The organism is Psychrobacter urativorans (assembly GCF_001298525.1).
Taxonomy (GTDB): Bacteria; Pseudomonadota; Gammaproteobacteria; order Pseudomonadales; family Moraxellaceae; genus Psychrobacter; species Psychrobacter urativorans_A.
In genome coordinates, this window is record NZ_CP012678.1 from 714,154 (window position 1) to 732,489 (window position 18,336).

General features: G+C 39.0%; 17 protein-coding genes and 1 pseudogene. 10 read left to right on the forward strand and 8 right to left on the reverse strand.

Translation table 11 applies throughout. From position 1 onward, the window contains the following. Positions 1-226 precede the first annotated feature (226 nt). Positions 227-1,561, reverse strand: coding sequence for a hypothetical protein (locus AOC03_RS03010; protein ID WP_062533537.1), 1,335 nt, complete (start codon positions 1,559-1,561; stop codon positions 227-229). Positions 1,562-2,208: 647 nt separating this feature from the next. Between AOC03_RS03010 and mrdA the strand changes: the two genes are divergently transcribed. From mrdA to scpB, 8 genes are all read left to right on the forward strand, one after another. Further along, a complete protein-coding gene (mrdA, locus tag AOC03_RS03015; protein ID WP_062533538.1) occupies positions 2,209-4,182 on the forward strand; it encodes a penicillin-binding protein 2 in 1,974 nt (657 codons plus the stop codon). A gap of 15 nt (positions 4,183-4,197) precedes the next feature. After that, the gene (gene rsmD / locus AOC03_RS03020) at positions 4,198-4,902 is read left to right on the forward strand and encodes a 16S rRNA (guanine(966)-N(2))-methyltransferase RsmD (protein WP_062533539.1); all 705 of its coding nucleotides are present in this window, start codon (positions 4,198-4,200) and stop codon (positions 4,900-4,902) included. Positions 4,903-5,133: 231 nt separating this feature from the next. After that, entirely contained in the window at positions 5,134-5,562 is a 429-nt protein-coding gene (rplM, locus tag AOC03_RS03025) for a 50S ribosomal protein L13 (protein WP_062533540.1), read from the forward strand. 10 nt (positions 5,563-5,572) lie between these two features. Beyond that, positions 5,573-5,959 (forward strand): 30S ribosomal protein S9, encoded by a 387-nt coding sequence (gene rpsI / locus AOC03_RS03030; RefSeq protein WP_062533541.1) that lies wholly within the window; start codon positions 5,573-5,575, stop codon positions 5,957-5,959. 262 nt (positions 5,960-6,221) lie between these two features. Next, positions 6,222-7,322 carry a lipid A biosynthesis acyltransferase gene (locus tag AOC03_RS03035; RefSeq protein ID WP_062533542.1) on the forward strand — a complete coding sequence of 367 codons (1,101 nt, stop codon included), beginning with the start codon at positions 6,222-6,224 and terminating at the stop codon, positions 7,320-7,322. A gap of 238 nt (positions 7,323-7,560) precedes the next feature. Continuing rightward, positions 7,561-8,643 carry a tryptophan--tRNA ligase gene (trpS, locus tag AOC03_RS03040; protein WP_062533543.1) on the forward strand — a complete coding sequence of 361 codons (1,083 nt, stop codon included), beginning with the start codon at positions 7,561-7,563 and terminating at the stop codon, positions 8,641-8,643. A 35-nt stretch (positions 8,644-8,678) separates the two neighbouring features. Beyond that, on the forward strand, positions 8,679-9,506 hold the full coding sequence (locus tag AOC03_RS03045) for a segregation and condensation protein A (RefSeq protein WP_062533544.1): 828 nt from the start codon (positions 8,679-8,681) through the stop codon (positions 9,504-9,506). A gap of 63 nt (positions 9,507-9,569) precedes the next feature. Next, positions 9,570-10,130: an SMC-Scp complex subunit ScpB gene (scpB, locus tag AOC03_RS03050; RefSeq protein ID WP_062533545.1), complete on the forward strand. Its 561-nt coding sequence runs from the start codon at positions 9,570-9,572 to the stop codon at positions 10,128-10,130. Positions 10,131-10,302: 172 nt separating this feature from the next. Here scpB and AOC03_RS03055 read toward each other — a convergent pair whose 3' ends face one another. Further along, complete coding sequence (locus tag AOC03_RS03055) at positions 10,303-11,052, reverse strand: IS5 family transposase (protein ID WP_084785753.1); 750 nt, start codon at positions 11,050-11,052, stop codon at positions 10,303-10,305. Between the two features lie 105 nt (positions 11,053-11,157). Between AOC03_RS03055 and AOC03_RS12515 the strand changes: the two genes are divergently transcribed. Further along, complete coding sequence (locus AOC03_RS12515; protein WP_227514315.1) at positions 11,158-11,379, forward strand: IS630 transposase-related protein; 222 nt, start codon at positions 11,158-11,160, stop codon at positions 11,377-11,379. A 239-nt stretch (positions 11,380-11,618) separates the two neighbouring features. Beyond that, positions 11,619-11,930, forward strand: a complete 312-nt coding sequence (locus AOC03_RS13040; protein WP_420480450.1) for a transposase — start codon at positions 11,619-11,621, stop codon at positions 11,928-11,930. A gap of 1,051 nt (positions 11,931-12,981) precedes the next feature. Here AOC03_RS13040 and AOC03_RS03065 read toward each other — a convergent pair. From AOC03_RS03065 to AOC03_RS03080, 6 genes and pseudogenes are all read right to left on the reverse strand, one after another. After that, a complete protein-coding gene (locus AOC03_RS03065) occupies positions 12,982-14,052 on the reverse strand; it encodes a glycosyltransferase family 4 protein (RefSeq protein WP_062533546.1) in 1,071 nt (356 codons plus the stop codon). A 373-nt stretch (positions 14,053-14,425) separates the two neighbouring features. Beyond that, positions 14,426-14,950, reverse strand: coding sequence for a glycosyltransferase family 2 protein (locus tag AOC03_RS03070; protein WP_062533547.1), 525 nt, complete (start codon positions 14,948-14,950; stop codon positions 14,426-14,428). 405 nt (positions 14,951-15,355) lie between these two features. Then, positions 15,356-16,074, reverse strand: a pseudogene (locus AOC03_RS03075) (IS5 family transposase). A 12-nt stretch (positions 16,075-16,086) separates the two neighbouring features. After that, on the reverse strand, positions 16,087-16,380 hold the full coding sequence (locus tag AOC03_RS12990) for a transposase (RefSeq protein WP_257719825.1): 294 nt from the start codon (positions 16,378-16,380) through the stop codon (positions 16,087-16,089). Positions 16,381-16,398: 18 nt separating this feature from the next. Next, positions 16,399-16,635, reverse strand: coding sequence for a transposase (locus AOC03_RS12995; protein WP_257719826.1), 237 nt, complete (start codon positions 16,633-16,635; stop codon positions 16,399-16,401). A gap of 207 nt (positions 16,636-16,842) precedes the next feature. Further along, complete coding sequence (locus AOC03_RS03080; RefSeq protein WP_062533548.1) at positions 16,843-18,276, reverse strand: capsule assembly Wzi family protein; 1,434 nt, start codon at positions 18,274-18,276, stop codon at positions 16,843-16,845. Positions 18,277-18,336: the final 60 nt, after the last annotated feature.

The window sequence follows — 18,336 nt, forward strand, 5'->3', positions numbered from 1 at the left end:
AACCTTGTTTACCTTAATACGGTGACAGTTACGGAGAGGGCAGCTTATTTGCGCCCAGTATTTGTGTGGTTACTTTTGTGTGGCTATTGTTGTTATTAATAGTGGTTATTAATAAGTGATACTATATTTTACATTGACGTACATTACCGACATTTTATTGCAGTGATGTATCTAAGCTGTATGTACTTTGCATATCAGTTTTATCTAAAAAAATTGGTGTCATCCCTTACTGCATGGCTGGAAAAAACACCAATATCAGGTGCAACCAACCTGCTAAAAACCCTGTTAAACCACCCAGCACAATCAATGTCATCTCGTCTTCACGAAACGCAGGACGTAATAGGTTTTGAAACTCATCAGGCGATAAGGCGCGAATACGATCCCGAAACAGCCCAAATATCTTACTAGCACGGCTTTCATTCAGCTCAGGATCACGTAATGGCACCATCGTTGCTGTGATTGATTTATCAATAATCGTATTTTTTAGCTGCCCAAACTCACGGCGACCCAGACTCATACGTAAGGTGGTCTTAACGACAGGTGACTCTAACAGTTGATACAAATGTGTCTTCATCAATTCACGCGTTTGTGCTGCTTTTTCGCCATACATCATCTCATTCATGATGTTCTCAAGAGTCACCAAATCCGTCACCACTATCTCAGCAAAAACCTCAGACACTTCTTCCTGACGCTTCATAAAGCCACCTTGCCAGCGAAATCGAGTGATATGTGGCAATTGTAATTTTATAAAAGGGAAACCAGACACACGGGTGAAAAACTGAATATAGCGGATAAAACGCGGCTCAACCGGATTAAACACCATCCAAATGGCTATCCAATTGGTCAAAAAACCCCAAATAGCGGCAAAAAATGGTACGGTCCAATGCTGAGGAACAATCAAAAAAATAAACATCTGGATAACGCCAAAAACCAGACCAATCAAAGCACTAATATGCCAGATAAAATTAATCTCTTTTTGCCCTACTTTTAAGAACATATTGACCATCAAGCGCCGATCGCTTTCCATCTTATTCACAATCATTTGGCGCATATCTACCAAATCTTCAACATGGTAAGTCAAATCAGTCACCAGCGACTGCATAATCTCTGGTAACGCTTCGTGCGCTTGCGTATAGATGCGCCGCTTGAGCGCGTACGGGATATTGCCCCATAACGTCTCTGAACGTTCCAGCATAATTTCATCAATCAGCGCGTCAAGATTCTCATCAACCGCATCCGTGATGAATACTGCCATCTGCTCCGGTTCCATCGCTTGAAAAAACTCATCAAGCGAACCCAGCTTTGACAGTGTTTGATCGACAATGACGCCTGAGATTTTACCCGCTTTACGAGGGACAATACCTTGCCAACCAAGACCGGGTAGCCCAAAAAATGGAAAGCCGGAGATGCGAATACCCCGAAACTTAATAGGATAGAAAAGCATTTTTAATGCCATCCACACATGCACCCACGTAACAAATGCGGTCACTGGCGGAATAGTCAGCATGGCCAAAAACTCTGGATGCTCAACGAGCGTTTGCCATATTGAAGTTACGACCATGCCTCTTTCTGCCCCTGACTTAACGATTATCGTCGTTCTGCTGTCATTACTGTTATGAAGATTATTGCTGACTAGCAGCTATCATACATAGCTACTGGTTAATAGTGGGTTTTAATAAAACCGTACTGTCAATGATGATAAATGCGATAAATAAAAACATCTAATTTTAGCATACTTGCTATTTATTAGCACATATTACCCTTTGTTATAAATAACGGAAAATAGCGATTTTAAATGTCATGCTTAAAGACAATATTTAATAGTATTTAAATGATATCCACCACTGCACTTTTCAATCGTTACTTTTCTTAATAGCTACTATAGCCCACTGAAGATTGAACTTTTAGTTGAAAAACGTTTACCTCATAAAGTCTATTTCATCCTAAATACCAGAATAAATAGTCGCTATAAAACGCTGTATTTCTGTATTGAAGCAACTTCACTTTGACAAACGTAAAGAATAACCACAAAAATCAACACTCTAACCTGTATAATATATCCCTTTAATATTGTAACGTGATAAGAAATTTTGGACGATATTAACTAACATCATCGTTCGTAGTTGCCCGTTATTTAATGAATTTTTTATCTTTTGTTACTTTAAATGGTTGCTTTAAACCCAGCACGCGCCTTGGTACTAATTTTACATGAATAAACCGCTAGCCCCAGATGCCGATCGTATTTTTATGCACCGAATTATTATTTTCGGGCTACTGATTATTGCCGGTCTGAGTGTTCTGTTATTGCGTTATGGTTACTTACAAGTCATCGCCCATGATAAATATAAAACACAAGCAGACAATAACCGCATCAAACGGATCTCTGTACCGCCAAGTCGGGGATATATCTATGATCGTAATGGCATATTACTCGCGGACAATCAGCCCGTATTTACCGCCATGCTTAATCCGGATGAAGTGGACAATCCAGAGCGCACCTTAACGTTGCTTGCACCTATTTTTGACTTAACTGATGAAGACATCGTTAATATCTTGGCAAGATTAAAGCAAAGTAAAAAAAATGATCCGGTCACCATTAAAATTAATATTACGGATGCGCAGTTGGCACAGTTTAGTGAACGTCAGCCGTTTTTTCGCGGTGTTACTATTGAAAGTAAGCTGACCCGCACCTACCCTTATGATGAATTGTTCGCGCACGTTATCGGCTATGTCGGGCGTATCAATGATAAAGAAAGTAAAGAGATTGATAAAGAACGCTATGGCGGCACGGATCTGATTGGTAAAATCGGTATTGAGGATTTTTATGAAGATATTTTACTGGGACAACCGGGGCATAAAGCCGTAGAAACTGATGCTCATGGTAATATTTTACGCCAATTAGATACCAAAGCACCCATTGCGGGTAATGATATTACTTTAAGTTTGGACTACGGTTTACAAATGGTCGCGCAGCAGCAGCTTGCGGGGCGTCGTGGCGCGATTGTAGCGATTGATCCTCAAACTGGTGACGTACTGGCGTTTGTCAGTAATCCAAGCTATGACCCCAATCCTTTTATCTCTGGTATCTCGTTTAAAGACTATGGCGAGCTACGTGACGATCTTGACCAGCCGTTATATAACCGTGCCCTACAAGGTATGTATCCGCCCGGCTCGACCATTAAGCCCTTTGAAGGGATGGGTGGTCTACATTATGGTCTGCGTACGTGGAATAGTACTATTTTTGACCCGGGCTATTTTAGCCTACCGGGTAACTCGCATCGTTTTCGCGACTGGAAAAAAGGCGGGCATGGCACAGTTAATCTTACAAAATCTATCGTCATGTCGGTTGATACTTATTATTATAAACTGGCTCATGAAATGGGTATTCAGCGATTACATGATTGGATGGTGCGCTTTGGTTTTGGTTCGGCAACTGGTATTGACCTGCCTAATGAAAAAGCCGGTGTTATGCCCTCACCACAATGGAAGAAAGACACCTATGATAAAGACTGGCTGCCGGGTGAAACCATTTCCGTCAGTATTGGTCAAGGCTATTTTTTAGCCACGCCATTACAGATTGCCAAAGCTACCGCTATAACTGCTAATAAAGGCTATAATATTACTCCGCATTTATTAAAGAACAGTAGAGGCGCGGCAGAGATTGATATCATCAAAAAACCAGGCAGTAAAATTGATTATAATGGACAAGACTCTGACTGGGAAAAGATGCAAGAGACGATGGAAAATGTCATCAAACAAGGTACAGGACGACGTATCTATACCTCAGATTATCGTATGGCGGGTAAGACAGGTACGGCGCAGGTCAAATCTATTGGTCAAGGTAAAAGCTATAATAAAGCCGCACTTGATAAACGCCACTGGGATCACGCTTGGTTTAACGGCTTTGCGCCTGTCGACAACCCTCAAATTGCCCTATCAGTCTTAGTTGAAAATGGTGGTGGTGGTAGCGTTGTTGCCGCGCCTATCGGTCGCGCGTTATTTGATTACTGGATCATGCAACGTAAAACCGCTCCCATTCTGCCACCAAGTGACGATGAGCTTAAAGCTATTAAACGTCAAAAAGCACAAGATAAAGCCGAACATGATGCTAAACGCGATATAGAAGACGCGCTTAAAGCAAAAAAAGAAGCAACATCAGCCATCCCGAATCCGACAGCATAAAGATATCGCTATCCTATGAAAAAATTAAAAGCACCTTATCGTTCAAATCACTCACCATCTAAAACAACGAATAAAGGTAAAAGTAATGCAGTGAGTCAGATACGTATTATTGGTGGACAATATAAACGTCGCACCGTAAGTTTTATTGATGCCGATGGTTTACGTCCAACCCCAGATAGGCTACGCGAGACCTTATTTAATTGGCTGCTTGCTGATATACATGGCGCCCACGTTCTTGATAGTTGTGCAGGTAGCGGCGTACTCGGATTTGAAGCCTTATCTCGTGGAGCTACGCACTGTACTTTTATAGAATTTAATCTTGCCCAAAGCCGAATGCTTTCTCAAAGTGCTGAGCAACTACGTATTGATAGTGATAATTACCGCATTATTCATGGTGCCGCTGAGCAGGTTTTAAGCCAACACCATGCGATTAAAGCGCCTTTTAGTGTGAATGCGCCTTTTAATATCGTCTTTATTGACCCGCCTTATGCTGCAGATTTATGGCAACCGATTTTAACTGCCTTGATTACTCAATCACTCATCAATACAGACACGCTGATTTACTTAGAAGCCGATAAAAATTTAAGCACCCAATTAGATGCATTGGCGTTATCTCTTGACTCTATTTTTATCGCTCAAGGTTACACTGGATTTGAATGCGTCAAACAAACCAAAGTAGGACAAGTCATTGCTGGACTTTATAAGCTGACATCGTCATAATTGAAGCGTTCGCGTTTTAATAATGCTAAACACATCTCGTCTAGAAAAAGATAGAAAAAGAAAAAATCGCTAAAAAACAGGCTAAACGTTATTATTTAGTAGTCAGTAGGCGAAAATAAACCCCGATGCAGCTTGCAAGCGTAGGCGCTACTGCTTATAATGTGCAGTCTGTTTTTTGAGAGCCCCGTTCCCAGACAAACTCTCAACGAATTTTAAATTTAAGGTTTTATCATGAAAACACTTAGTGCAAAACCAGCTGAAGTGACCCATGACTGGTTCGTCGTCGATGCTGACGGCAAAACCCTTGGTCGCTTAGCCACTCAAATTGCTAGTCGCTTACGTGGCAAGCATAAGACCAACTATACCCCGCACGTTGACACTGGTGACTTCATTGTCGTCATCAATGCTGAAAAAATCGCGGTAACGGGTAAAAAAGCACAAGATAAAAAATACTATCGTCACAGTGGCTACCCAGGCGGTATTAAAGAAACCAACTTCACAAAGCTGATTGCACATAAGCCTGAAGATGTTCTACATAAAGCGGTTAAGGGTATGCTTCCAAAAGGTCCTCTTGGCTACGCGATGATCAAGAAGCTAAAACTTTATGCGGGTACCGATCATCCACATGAAGCTCAGCAACCTAAAGAACTAGACATCTAAGGATACACTTATGGAACGCAATTACGGAACTGGTCGTCGTAAGACTTCTACCGCTCGTGTCTTTTTAGCGAAAGGTACTGGTAGCATCGTCGTTAACGGCAAGCCACTTGATGAATACTTCAGCCGTGAAACCTCACGTATGGTTGTTCGTCAGCCTTTAGAGTTACTTGACTCACCTACCGCTTATGACCTTTACATCACTGTAAAAGGTGGTGGTATTAGTGGTCAAGCTGGCGCTATTCGCCACGGTATCACACGTGCTCTAATTGAGCTTGATGACACCAACAAACCTGCTCTAAAAGCAGCTGGTTTTGTTACTCGTGACTCACGTCAAGTTGAACGTAAGAAATTGGGTCTACGTAAAGCACGTAAACGTCCTCAGTTCTCGAAACGTTAATCAAAGCTACTGTTTATCTGTTTGTGGCTATGGGTTATATTTTATAATTTCAGTTGCAAAATCAGATATAACAGTAGATTTGCGAAACCTTATAAGCGAATTATCGCTTATAAGGTTTTTTTATGGATATTGGTTTCATGGTTAAACGACTCCTGTCTTATAAACAAATCTGTTTTGGCAAAACCAACTTGCAAATAGGCGAATACTGCCCCATCATGATAATAACTTTTCACTATTAGCATTTATAGCGCATAAGGACCTCATGAAAGCGCCTGAACAGTTTGATCCGAGTAAACCATCTTCTCAAACCAGCATGCCGCCACCAAATGCTGCACCGCATGGCAAACCTGTCAAATCACCTGCCATTCCTGTCGGCACACCAACGATTACAGAAACCCATAAACAGACAGCACAAGCCGATAAAAAACCATTTGCATGGCAATTTCTGCTGCCTAAATATTGGGGTATTTGGCTATTACTAGCGCTGGTGTTACCCATGATATATCTGCCATTACGTTGGCAGTTTTGGCTCGGTCGCAAGCTTGGTATTTTAATTTATAAAGTGGTAGGCTCGCGCCGCCGTGATACGTTGATTAACTTGAAATTGGCATTCCCAGAAAAGCCAGAAGCTGAGCGAGAGCTCATGGCAAAGCAAGTTTTCGTTAATCAGGGTATTGGGGTATTTGAAACCTTATGTGCGTGGTTCCGTCCTAACGTCTTTACCCGTACCGTGTCTATTTCTGGATTACAGCATCTTATTCATGCTCAAAATGAAAACCGTCCTGTGATTTTGCTAGGTGCACACTACACGATGCTTGATTTAGGCGGGATGTTTTGCGCCCAGTTTTTTCCGTTAGATTGTATGTATCGAACGCAAAATAATGCGCTATTAGATTGGTTTATTTATAATGGACGTACGCATATCTTTGGCAAGCAAATCTCTAGCCGCGATATGCGTAGCTTACTGAGCGCTATTAAAGCCGGTCACGTGATTTGGTACTCACCCGATCAAGACTACGGTCTAAAACAAGGCGTCATGGCACCATTTTTTGGTGTGCCAGCAGCAACGATTACGGCATCAAGACGACTGGCGAAATTGGGTGATAAAGATCGTCCGCCAGTAGTTATGGCGCTACATACTTATCGGCAAACGCCAGATAGTCTCCCAAAAAGTAAGCGTCCCCACTACCATCTGACCATTACGCCAGCATTGGATAATTACCCCAGTCATGATGAAGTCGCAGATGCCACGCGCGTTAATGAGCTGTTAGAAGGGTTGATACGCATTGATCCTACGCAATGGATGTGGTTTCATCGCCGCTTTAAAAATGGTCCTGATGGTCGTACTGATATCTATAATTGATATAAGCTGTTCCCAAAATTTGCTATACTCTTTTCAAATAAACCAGTGTGATTAATAGTTTTTCTATTTGATTATGAAAATAATAAAAACCACTAGACTGCTAACAGTCATAATGGTTTTTTATAGCTTTTTTAGCGTGATAAGAAATTTATATTGGCTAAAAAGCTCAATAGCAACTGAGAAAATATTGGCTTTTATACTCTTACGATAATTCAATAAAGATAATAACGGAACTTTAATGAGCAATAATAACATTGAAACCTCTTTGGAAAATTCTTCTAAAACGGCAGTAAAGCGCATTCTTACTGGCATTACCACTTCAGGCATTCCACACTTAGGCAACTATGTCGGTGCCATTCGCCCCGCTATTGAGTCCATTCAAAACAGTAACCATGAAGCGTTCTTTTTTTTAGCGGATTATCATGGCATTATCAAATGTCATGATCCTGCACTCATTCATGAATCCACTAAAGCGATTGCAGCCACTTGGATTGCGTGCGGTCTTGATCCTGAGCGCGTAACCTTTTACCGTCAGTCGGATGTACCAGAAATCCCAGAGCTGGCTTGGATTTTGAACTGTTCATGCGCTAAAGGTCTGATGAATCGGGCTCATGCTTATAAAGCGTCAGTTGATATCAATGTAGAAAATGACGTTGATGCCGATCAAGGTGTCACCATGGGGCTATTTGGCTATCCCGTGTTAATGGCAGCGGATATCCTAATGTTTAACGCCACGCATGTCCCGGTTGGTCGTGACCAAATTCAACATATTGAAATGGCACGTGATATTGCAGGTACTTTTAATCATAAATATAAACCACTATTTATGATGCCAAATGCAGTGGTCGATGATGATACGCCATTGTTGACGGGTCTTGATGGGCGAAAAATGAGTAAGAGCTATGGTAATACTATTCCATTGTTTGGTGAGGTGAATCCGCAACTCAGTGCTGAAAAGCAAATGCATAAAGCAATTATGAAAATCGTCACCAATTCGCAACTGCCTGCTGAGCCGAAAGATCCCGATGATTCAGCGATTTTTGAAATTTATAAAGCTTTTGCAACACCTGAAGAAATTGCGGATATGCGTGCACAGTTTGCCGCAGGTATCGGTTGGGGTGATGCCAAGCAAGCCCTATTTGAAAAAATCAATAATGAAATTGCCCCATTCCGTGCACGCTATGAAGAGCTGATGGCGAATCCAAAAGAGCTAGAGGAAATTTTACAAATGGGTGCAGAAAAAGCGCGTCGTCATAGTCGTAAACAATTAGATAAAGCACGTCGTGCGATTGGCATCCGCCCACTTGCTAAACTTAAGTAACCGATTAAGCATGGCAAATAAAACAGATACTAACCATGAGAAATGAGGCAATTATCGGATCTATAGTTGCTGATGCGCATGCTAATGAGATGCCTCTACGAATTTATCAAACGCCAGTGCAGCGGCTACCTGAAGATTTATATGTACCGCCGCAAGCGTTTGCTATCTGGCTTGAGCAGTTTGCCGGACCCTTAGATTTCTTACTCTATTTGGTTAAAAAAAATAATGTCGATCTGACCCAAATGCAAATACTGCCCATCACTGAGCAATATTTGTCTTATATTGGTGAGTTAGACGCAGAACATTTTGAATTGGCAGGTGACTATCTGCTGATGGCTTCAACCTTAATTTCGATTAAGACTGAACTGCTATTACCAAAGCCGCAAACGCCAGCTGATGAACGTGATCCAAAGGCAGAGCTGATTGAACGCCTAGAAGCCTACGCCCAAATTAAAGAAGCAAGCCTGCGCTTGGATAATTTGATGCGGCTCGAGCGCGATGTATTTTTAGCGATGGTAAGTTTGCCCAGTATGGATGTGATGGCTGCAGAGCTTCCTAGTTATTCAATAGAATTGTTGATTAATAGCTTAGTAAATATGCAGTTGCAGACAGATTATCATATGCATACGATTAAGATAGATATTGTGCCTTTGTCAGAGCGTCTTGCCAGTATCAGTCGTCAGCTAAGTGATAGAGGGGCACGTTCGTTTTATCAGCTCCTTGATAAATCACAAGGGAAAGTTGGCGTGGTGGTTAGTTTTGTTGCAGTGCTTGAGTTGCTTAAGCGGCAATTAATAGCTGTGGTCAATACTGATACACCGCATGATGCGCTTGAACAGTTGACCTTAGAATGGTTAGCCTAATCCGTGTTAGAGCTGTAGTCTATTTAGGATAAAAGCATCGTAATTATATAAGAGCAAACTGTAATGGCAAACTTAGGTAATACTGAACAATCCCGACTATCTATTGAAGAGATAAGTAAACACATCGAAGTACTACTGCATGCATCTGAATCACCACTAACAGCAAGCATGCTAAGAAAGCAACTGTCCTTATCCAATCAAGAGTTGGCACGTGCTTTGGCGGCACTTAAGCAACGTCTAGCAGATGGTGTGCTGAGCCTGTGTGAAACGGCAAGTGGCTATCGACTACAAATCGCAGATCATTACAGTCCTTTTATTCAGCGCATTTTTCCGCAGCGTCAAGAGCGATTAAACCAAGCACTATTAGAAACACTAAGTGTGATTGCTTATAAACAGCCAGTGACCCGTAGTGATATTGAATATATCCGTGGGGTAACCCTATCAAGCAATATTTTGCGACAATTATTTGATAAAGGTTGGATTGTAGAAAAAGGCTATAAAGAAACGTTAGGGCGTCCAGCACTTTTACATACCACGGCGCAGTTTTTGGATGCGTTTGGACTTACGCACCTAGATCAATTGCCATCGATGCCAGATCTAACAGCAATTAAGATTACATATTAAGTTTATTATTCTGTAACACACAGTATTTCTTGAATAATAAACAGTGACTTCTGCTGTTAATCACGTAGATATAGACTCAGGAATTTTTAATTACTCAGTCTAAAGATAATGACCAAACTTATCTATGCGAACTCAAGTTTAAACCCTTTTAAAATTAGGGCGTGTTGAACATTCATAACTGCAGCCAGAAATAAGCACACGCTAAAGCCACCGTATTTTCATAACTCTGCCTAAGCTTATCAAATCTGGTTGCAACAGCCCTATAGTTTTTTAACTTAGCGAAAGCATTTTCTACTAAGTGACTTACCTTGTATAACTGCCAGTCCATATGGTTATTCGTGGACTTCGTATTTTGTTTACGAGGGATGTTATTGAGGCAACCTGCTTGTTTGACATGCGCTCGTAACGCCTCAAAATCATAGCCTTTATCAGCACATAGAATGTCTGTATTGCTTAAATCTATTTTATTTATTAAATTGGGTGTCACCTTTACATCATGAGTAGTGCCATCTGACGAGATAAAAGTAATAGGATTACCATGATCATCAACCGTTAGATGGATTTTAATAGCATGACCTGCAACACTCTTACTAATTGCTATTGCTTGGGCAACTTCATTGCCACCACTACTGTGATGATGCGCTTTAATATGAGCGCCATTAATAAATACCCATTCACAGTCGGCATCTTTGATTAACAAGGCAAACAGCGTTACCAGCTTATTACTGCAAAACCAGCGCTGGTAAGCTTTATAGACGATATTGGACTTACCAACATACTCTGGTAAGTCGTGCCAAGGGCAACCATCGCGCATCCGATACAGCACGCCTTCAACCGTATTTCTAAGATTTCTTTTGTCATAGATATTAAGTTCTAGTAGTATATAGTCAATCTCTTTTAAAAAAGTTATAAAACAAACCAACTAACCTATTATTATAAATACTAATGACTTATTCACTAGATTTTCGCAAACAGGTCCTCAAAAGCTTAGACGAAGGTATGACCTTTGCTCAAGCGGTTGATTTCTATGGTCTTAGTCCAACCAACCATACAAAACTGGAAGCGACGTGTCAATAGCAAAACAACAAGGGAAACTAAGCCTTATAAGATAAGCGATGACATCCTGCTTAATGATGTCAAAAGGCATCCTGACGATTACCAGTATGAGCGATCTCGTCGATTAAACTGTAGCAAAGCAGGCATTTATCACGCCTTAAAGCGCTTAGGTATTAGCAAAAAAAGACCTTAGAACATCCAAAAGCTTGCCCTCTAAAGAGAGCTGACTATCTAAGTAAACTCAACACCTTGATCGCTCAAGGCTTTGCTGTTGTATAAATGGATGAAAACGGCTTTGAGGCTGAAACCGTTCGTCCTTATGGCTATGCACCGATAGGTAAACCCTGTATCGACAACTATAACTAGCAAGGTAAAAAACGAACTAACGTTATTGGTGCTTTATATGAAAAGACGCTGTTTGCACTGGATTGTATCAAGACAAACATTAATGGAGATATCTTCTATCACTGGTGTAAATATACCTTAATTCAAAGCCTTAAACGTAAGTGCGTGATTATGATGGATAACGCAAGCTTTCATAAACGTGTGAATAGGCTGCTCAATCGACACGGACATCGGCTATTATTCTTACCACCTTATAGTCCTGATTTAAACCCTATCGAGAAAAATGGGCTCAGGTATAGGATTTTCAGTTTTCTGCTACCGATAAACGTTTTAAATAAAAGATTTTTCGGAAAAAAATATATTAATATAATTTATGTTATTTATTCCTATAACTGCTAATAGCATTATATTACCAGACTAATGTTTTTCTATATTTTATAGTTCCTCAGTTATATCATTTCTCTTTTATATTTTGTGCTCAAATTTTATCCATCAATTCATTCCTAAAAAAGAAAATTTATTTTTGTATTCTTTATATTAATTTAAGTTATTACAAAATATCATAGCTATGTTCATTAGGTTTAAAAACTTGTAACTCGACATCAAAGTCATTTTATAAAATGAACCTTTTGTGCCATAAGCTATCCAATTATCTTTAAAATTATTATGAATGCTTTACACTACAATCCCACTACTATGTAACAAATTCTTGTACCTAAATTTAGACAAAAAAAGGATTTGCTAAAAATTCAGCAAATCCTTTTTCATAAGTACTAAAAAACTAAATTCGATAAGTATCAACATCTAGACATATTACCACTCATAAGTCGGTCGATTTTATATATGTCTATTGCTCAAAGTCTGATAGTAATAAAATCCCAGTTAATTTGAGTCGACGTGCTGCGACAGCACAACAGGAGTACTAGACTGATTTTATTAGCCAGCATAATCTCTCCCTAAAACCAAAGATCTTTAAATACAGATAGTAGTCGCAGCTACTAGCCATAGATTATACTAAAAAAATAACGCTTTACTTTTAACGACACCTAAGTCGTCAACATTTTGAATTAAGTAGGACTATGTATACTTATCCCTAATTTCGACAACAATATTGAACAGAATTCTTTCTACAACTAGCTTTCTAAATATGACAGTATATGTTCTTCTTTAATTACTAGTCTCACTAATCTTTAAATAGAAAAACTCTATCCTAAAAATATATATGCCGAAACAAAATTCAGGTCAGAAACACTATAATAAGTCATGACATAAAAACAATAATACAATTAAAGTATAAATGAAGAGTTTCTATTACATTAGATATTACGAAGCACACATATGTTAATTTTAATGAGTCTATAAAATCAGTTTGAATTGCTAATAAGATTGAGTCAGAATCATATTTATCACGGCTTATCCCAATATCAGATAGAGGTAGCATCTTACATTATCAAAAACTTTCAAGTAAATCTATCCACTGACTTATTATGTTCTCAGGCTGATATATTTTGGCTTTCTCTTTACTTCTCAAACTAATACTCTTGCGCTGTTCATCATCTTTCATCAATTTAATTAACGAGGAAGCAAGATGCTTAATATCATTCTGAGCGACTAAAATAGAGCCAGTATTTTCCAAAATTTCTGCTGGACCTGCTTCACAATCAAAGCTAACAATAGGTAAACCAAAGGCTAAAGCCTCAACTAATACCATACCAAAACCCTCAAAACGAGAGCTTAAACAAAATATTTCAGCTTGTTTATAATATTCTTCTACGTTATCGGTATTGCCAACCAATTCCACACTATCGGTTAAATTATTTTCTATTAGAAAATTTGTTAACTTAGATCTATCCTCACCTTCCCCAACTATTTTTAACGTCCAATCTGGCATAGCCTTATTTACTTCTAGCCAAGACTGAAGTAGTAAATCGAACCCTTTAATAGGTGTTAGTCGACCAACAGCTAGAACTATTTTTGTGTTTTCTTGTTTTACATATTCTTGAACTGGAAAAGGAGAAGGATTGTTTATCGCTATTATTTGTGATTTATGATTTGTCCCTTGTAACCAACACTCTTTATCTCTTTCAGTCAAAGTGACGACTGAATCGCAGTAACGTGCTGCCAATTGTCGAGCTATACGTCTACCAGAATTTCCTAAATCATTATTGAAGTTAAAATGCTCCCAGCATATATGCTTTACTGGTAAGCCTAGAGTGGCAGGTAAAGTAAATAAAACAGACATTGTTTCTACTACGATTAGCGTGTCAATACGCTCTTCTTTTAATAGACTTCTTATCTTATAAATAATATTAGGGGTCCGATATAAGGTACGACCTGGAGAATTAAATAATGAAATTATTTTAATATTTTCATTTATAGGAAAAAAAGGCTTGTCACCATATGAGATACTAGCTAGCATTATCTCATATCCTGCTTCAGATAGACTATTAGCAAGCATAGACCCTACCCGCTCTGTGCCGCCTGTGTTATTAAAATTACCGCCTAGAATTAAAAGTCTCAAACCATTTTCCTTATTATTAAAATATTAATTAGTTTTTTTAGTGAATTTTAAACTCAAAAATTTATATAGCTTAATAGCGTAGCTCATATGTAATAAATCAAAGGCAATAACTAGCTTATGCTTTAAAGGAATATACTTACCATTTAAAAGATATCTTATCAACTCAGGATATCTACTTCTTTGAGAAATTTTAGAATTTAATAATACCGTTATTTTATTATTATTTTTAATGTGGTCTATAAATTTATCATTATATATATCTTGAAAAATAACACAAACTTCGTCAGTTACTTTTATTGATGATAAAACAGACTTATCACTTATTTTATTTGTATAAGAATTTTCATTAATTAATTAAAAGTATACATTTTAATTAATTAATGAAAATTCTTATATTGTCTTTTCTTAGTATTTTTGCTAAAAACAGCTTATGTTCCATATAATTTATACCTTCATCAAAGATAATGTTTTTACAATGATCCATTTTAGTAAGCTTATTGCATAAACTAGAATGATATTGACCAGTAAGGATGTTACGAGTAAAAGTATACTTATCATCTGCGTAGTGCTTTATAAACTCATCTCCTTTATCACTCTGTTTCGTATATGCACCGACAGCAATATCTGAATTATTATCGACCATCGACTGATACAAATATTCCATAGCCTTTTCCGCTATTAAATCATCAGCGTCAATATGTATTACATATTCACCATGAGCTAATTTTAAACCTTTATCCCGTGCCGCTGCTACTCTAGCATTAGCATGAGTAATCAATTGAAACCTATTATCTTTTTCACAAAATAATTTAGCAATATTATAACTATTATCGTCAGATCCATCATTAATCAAAATGGCTTCAATATTTTTATAAATCTGAGAAGCTATACTAGACAAACAGTCATATAAATAAATCTCAGCATTATAAATTGGAACTATAATCTAAACTAATGGAGTTTCAGAATTCATAAAAATATAAAGAAAACTGATACTTAATCTTATTTTTAAGACATACATATCAACAATGAATTAAATAAATTAATGATTAAAATCGTACAGTGTAGACCTCTTACATAAGTCATCACTAACCCTTGTAACTCCATCAGTGGAAGTCAATGAACTGGCACTTTTGCAAGAGGTCTAGTAAAAATTTTGGTAATTTCATAGCAATTTTTGCCAAAATTTCACATAAAAATAATTATTTATATTTGAATAAACCTGTTATTAACCATAGCATCGCACAGCCTTTATCTAGTATAAATCCGGAAATAATATTTAGACCAATTAGGTTCTGTTGAACATTTAAAGTTTCAACCAAAGATAAGCGCAAGCTAAAGCCACTGTATTTTCATAACTTTGTTTAAGCTTATCAAATCGTGTTGCAACCGCCTTATAGTTTTTGAGCTTAGCAAAAGCATTCTCTACTAAGTGGCGTACCTTATACAAATGCCAGTCCATATAGTGGTTAGAGGACTTGGTGTTTCGTTTCCTAGGGATATTGTCACGCGTCCCTGCTTGCTTAATATTTTCTCTAAACGTCTCAGCATCATAACCTTTGTCAGCACATACAAGCTCTGTTGTACTTAAATCTATCTGATCTATTAAGTCTGGTGCCACACGCGCATCATGAGTGGTGCCGTGCCATCCGATAAGATAAAAGCGAGTGGATTACCGTGAGCATGGGCGGCGAGATAAATCTTAGTAGCAGACAGACCTGCCACACTTTTACTGATACCTTGCAAGCGCTCATTACCGCCACTGCTATGTTGATGGACTTTAATATGGGTACCATCAACAAATATCCACTCAAGGTCTGAGTCTTTGATTAATAAAGTGAACAAGGCAATCAGCTTATTGCTACGAAACCAGCGCTGGGAAGCCTTGTAGACGGTATTAGGCTTGCCCAAGTAAGACGGCAGATCACGCCAAGGACAGCCGACCCGCATACGGTAAAGGACACCTTCAACCATTCGTCTTAGATTCTCTTTGTCATAAATATTAAGTCCTAGTAATATAAGTATTAGGGCGCGTCATCAATTAGGCCAAACAACAGAAGAAACCAGATGAATCGCACTAAGGAAATGACTGACTAACTTATCATAACGAGTGGCAATCGCACGATACTGCTTAATCTTGGCAAAGAAGTTCTCTATTAGATGCTGTGCTTTATAAAGTTCTTTATCGGAGTCTCTTGGCTGTAGTCGATGACACTTGGACGGTATAACTGCGTTGCCTTGCACTGCTTTAATCGATTCAATGACGCGGGTATCAGCATCGTAAGCCTTATCAGCAAGCCAAGTTTGACTAAAATACTGACATTGAGCAATTCATCTGAGCCACACAGGTCATAAGCTGCGCCACCTGTTAGATAAAAGCCAGTAGGGTTGCCTAAGGCATCTGTTCGAGTATGAATAGTGTTCTGGTAGGTTACGCCAAGGTATGCCTGTCTTATAGCGGTACAGGACAGCTTCTACGAACAAGCGGTTATCCTTTGCAGTAACACCAACGTCACGTGTTTGACCTGGCAGGATATCTTTAATTCTCTCCCATTCGTCATCACGTAGGGCATGTCGTCTTGTCATAGTCGTTGAGCTCAAATTCCTAAATAAGATCTAAGTATAGCGTATTTTGAAATATCTCTGCTAATTGATGACACACTCTAGTCTTGTCCAGTGTTCATCTTTGAGTATAGTGTGAGACATAGCAAATGATGTCTTTTGGTGTGAGAACTTAAAGATTATTCATTTGCTATTTTTTGCTATCAATTTATGCTCAATGTTTAACACGCCCTAGTAAGTTTTAAGATTAATACCTATCCCCGCGCCTATATCCGTTGACTCAATTTTAGAATCTACTGCCCAAAGTCTAGTAGTAATAAGCGCTTGTGGTTTCAGCTGATGTTCCCACGCGACATCAATAGCTTTTAGAGTATCGGTATTAGGAAAAGCTTGGTTCGTTTTTCGGTCTGATTGATTAACTTTGGCATACTGCAATTTAGTGCTAACAAAGTTGTTGTTATTCAGCCATAACTTGCTACCAACTGCTACACTTTCGGCATCACCACCCAAAGAATAACCCAGAGGATAGCCTTGTTGATAGTAACCATCTTTATAAGTAGAATGATTATAAGACACCCCTCTTACCTTACCACTAGTACGTGTATCTACATATTCAGCATATAGCTGATAAGGCTTATCGTAGATGTTAGAAGCATAATCCGCACCAAGCAAATACATATTTTTAGATGGCAAACCGCCGGCTTCGTCTTCACCCACATATTGCGCATAGACTCCAGCGGGTACATTGATTAAAGAGGTAAGGTTCATGCGTGCATCAAAGCCACCAAGCTGATTAGCAGGATCTTCTTTACCAGTATCGCCATTATCTCTGATACCAGTTAATGCATCAAAGAACGAACTAAAGCTCTGTGGTCTGCCCTCACCGCCCCACATAAAAGTACGCGACGCGCCTAACTCTAACCATGGCAATGGACTTGCGGTAAAACGCGCCCCAAATAGCTTAGCTTTTGGCACCGCAGTATAATCATCTAGCTGACCACCAAACAATTGATATTGCCATGGTCCTACCCATGAGAGGTACTTCGATGTAGGCGCTGTTTGCTCATCACGTTGCATAGTGACACCTAGCACAGGACGGCTGGCATCGCCTCGAATGAGACTGCCGTCATGCCCAGGTCCCCACCATGCTGGTATCTGTCCAGCTACTAACCACTGATTAGCAGTAGTGGCTGCAATGTATGAGCCTTCAAAAGTAACATTGCTACCATCTTCAATGAGGTCATCATTTTTTAAATTAGCTTGTAAATTAAACTCCCAATCTGCTTCGCTCAGTCCAAATGCGATACTAGCTTGCTGTCCAGCCAGCTGATTATCAGCAAAGGTTTGCGGGAGTTGTTTTCGATCGGTCTGAACATAAACTGCGGTAGTAGCTTTGACAAGAGAGTCAGAACTTTGATTAAGTAAATTTTGCACAGACTGTAATACTTTCTGTTGGGCTGCACTAGATGCCTTAGCAGACGCTAGCGCTCGACTAATTTCATTAGCAGTCAGTGGCCACGTGCTGGTGCTAATCTGAGTGACACCTTGTGTATTCAGCCAATCGAGGTCTGACTTAAGTTTCATATCATTCATATATAGATTCTGGGCTGACGCAGCCAGTGACAAAATACCAAAACCTAATAAAACACTCAATTTTTTATACATAATTGGCGACTTCTATAAATATGTAGGGTGATGACATCGTATTGGACTATTAACAGATCT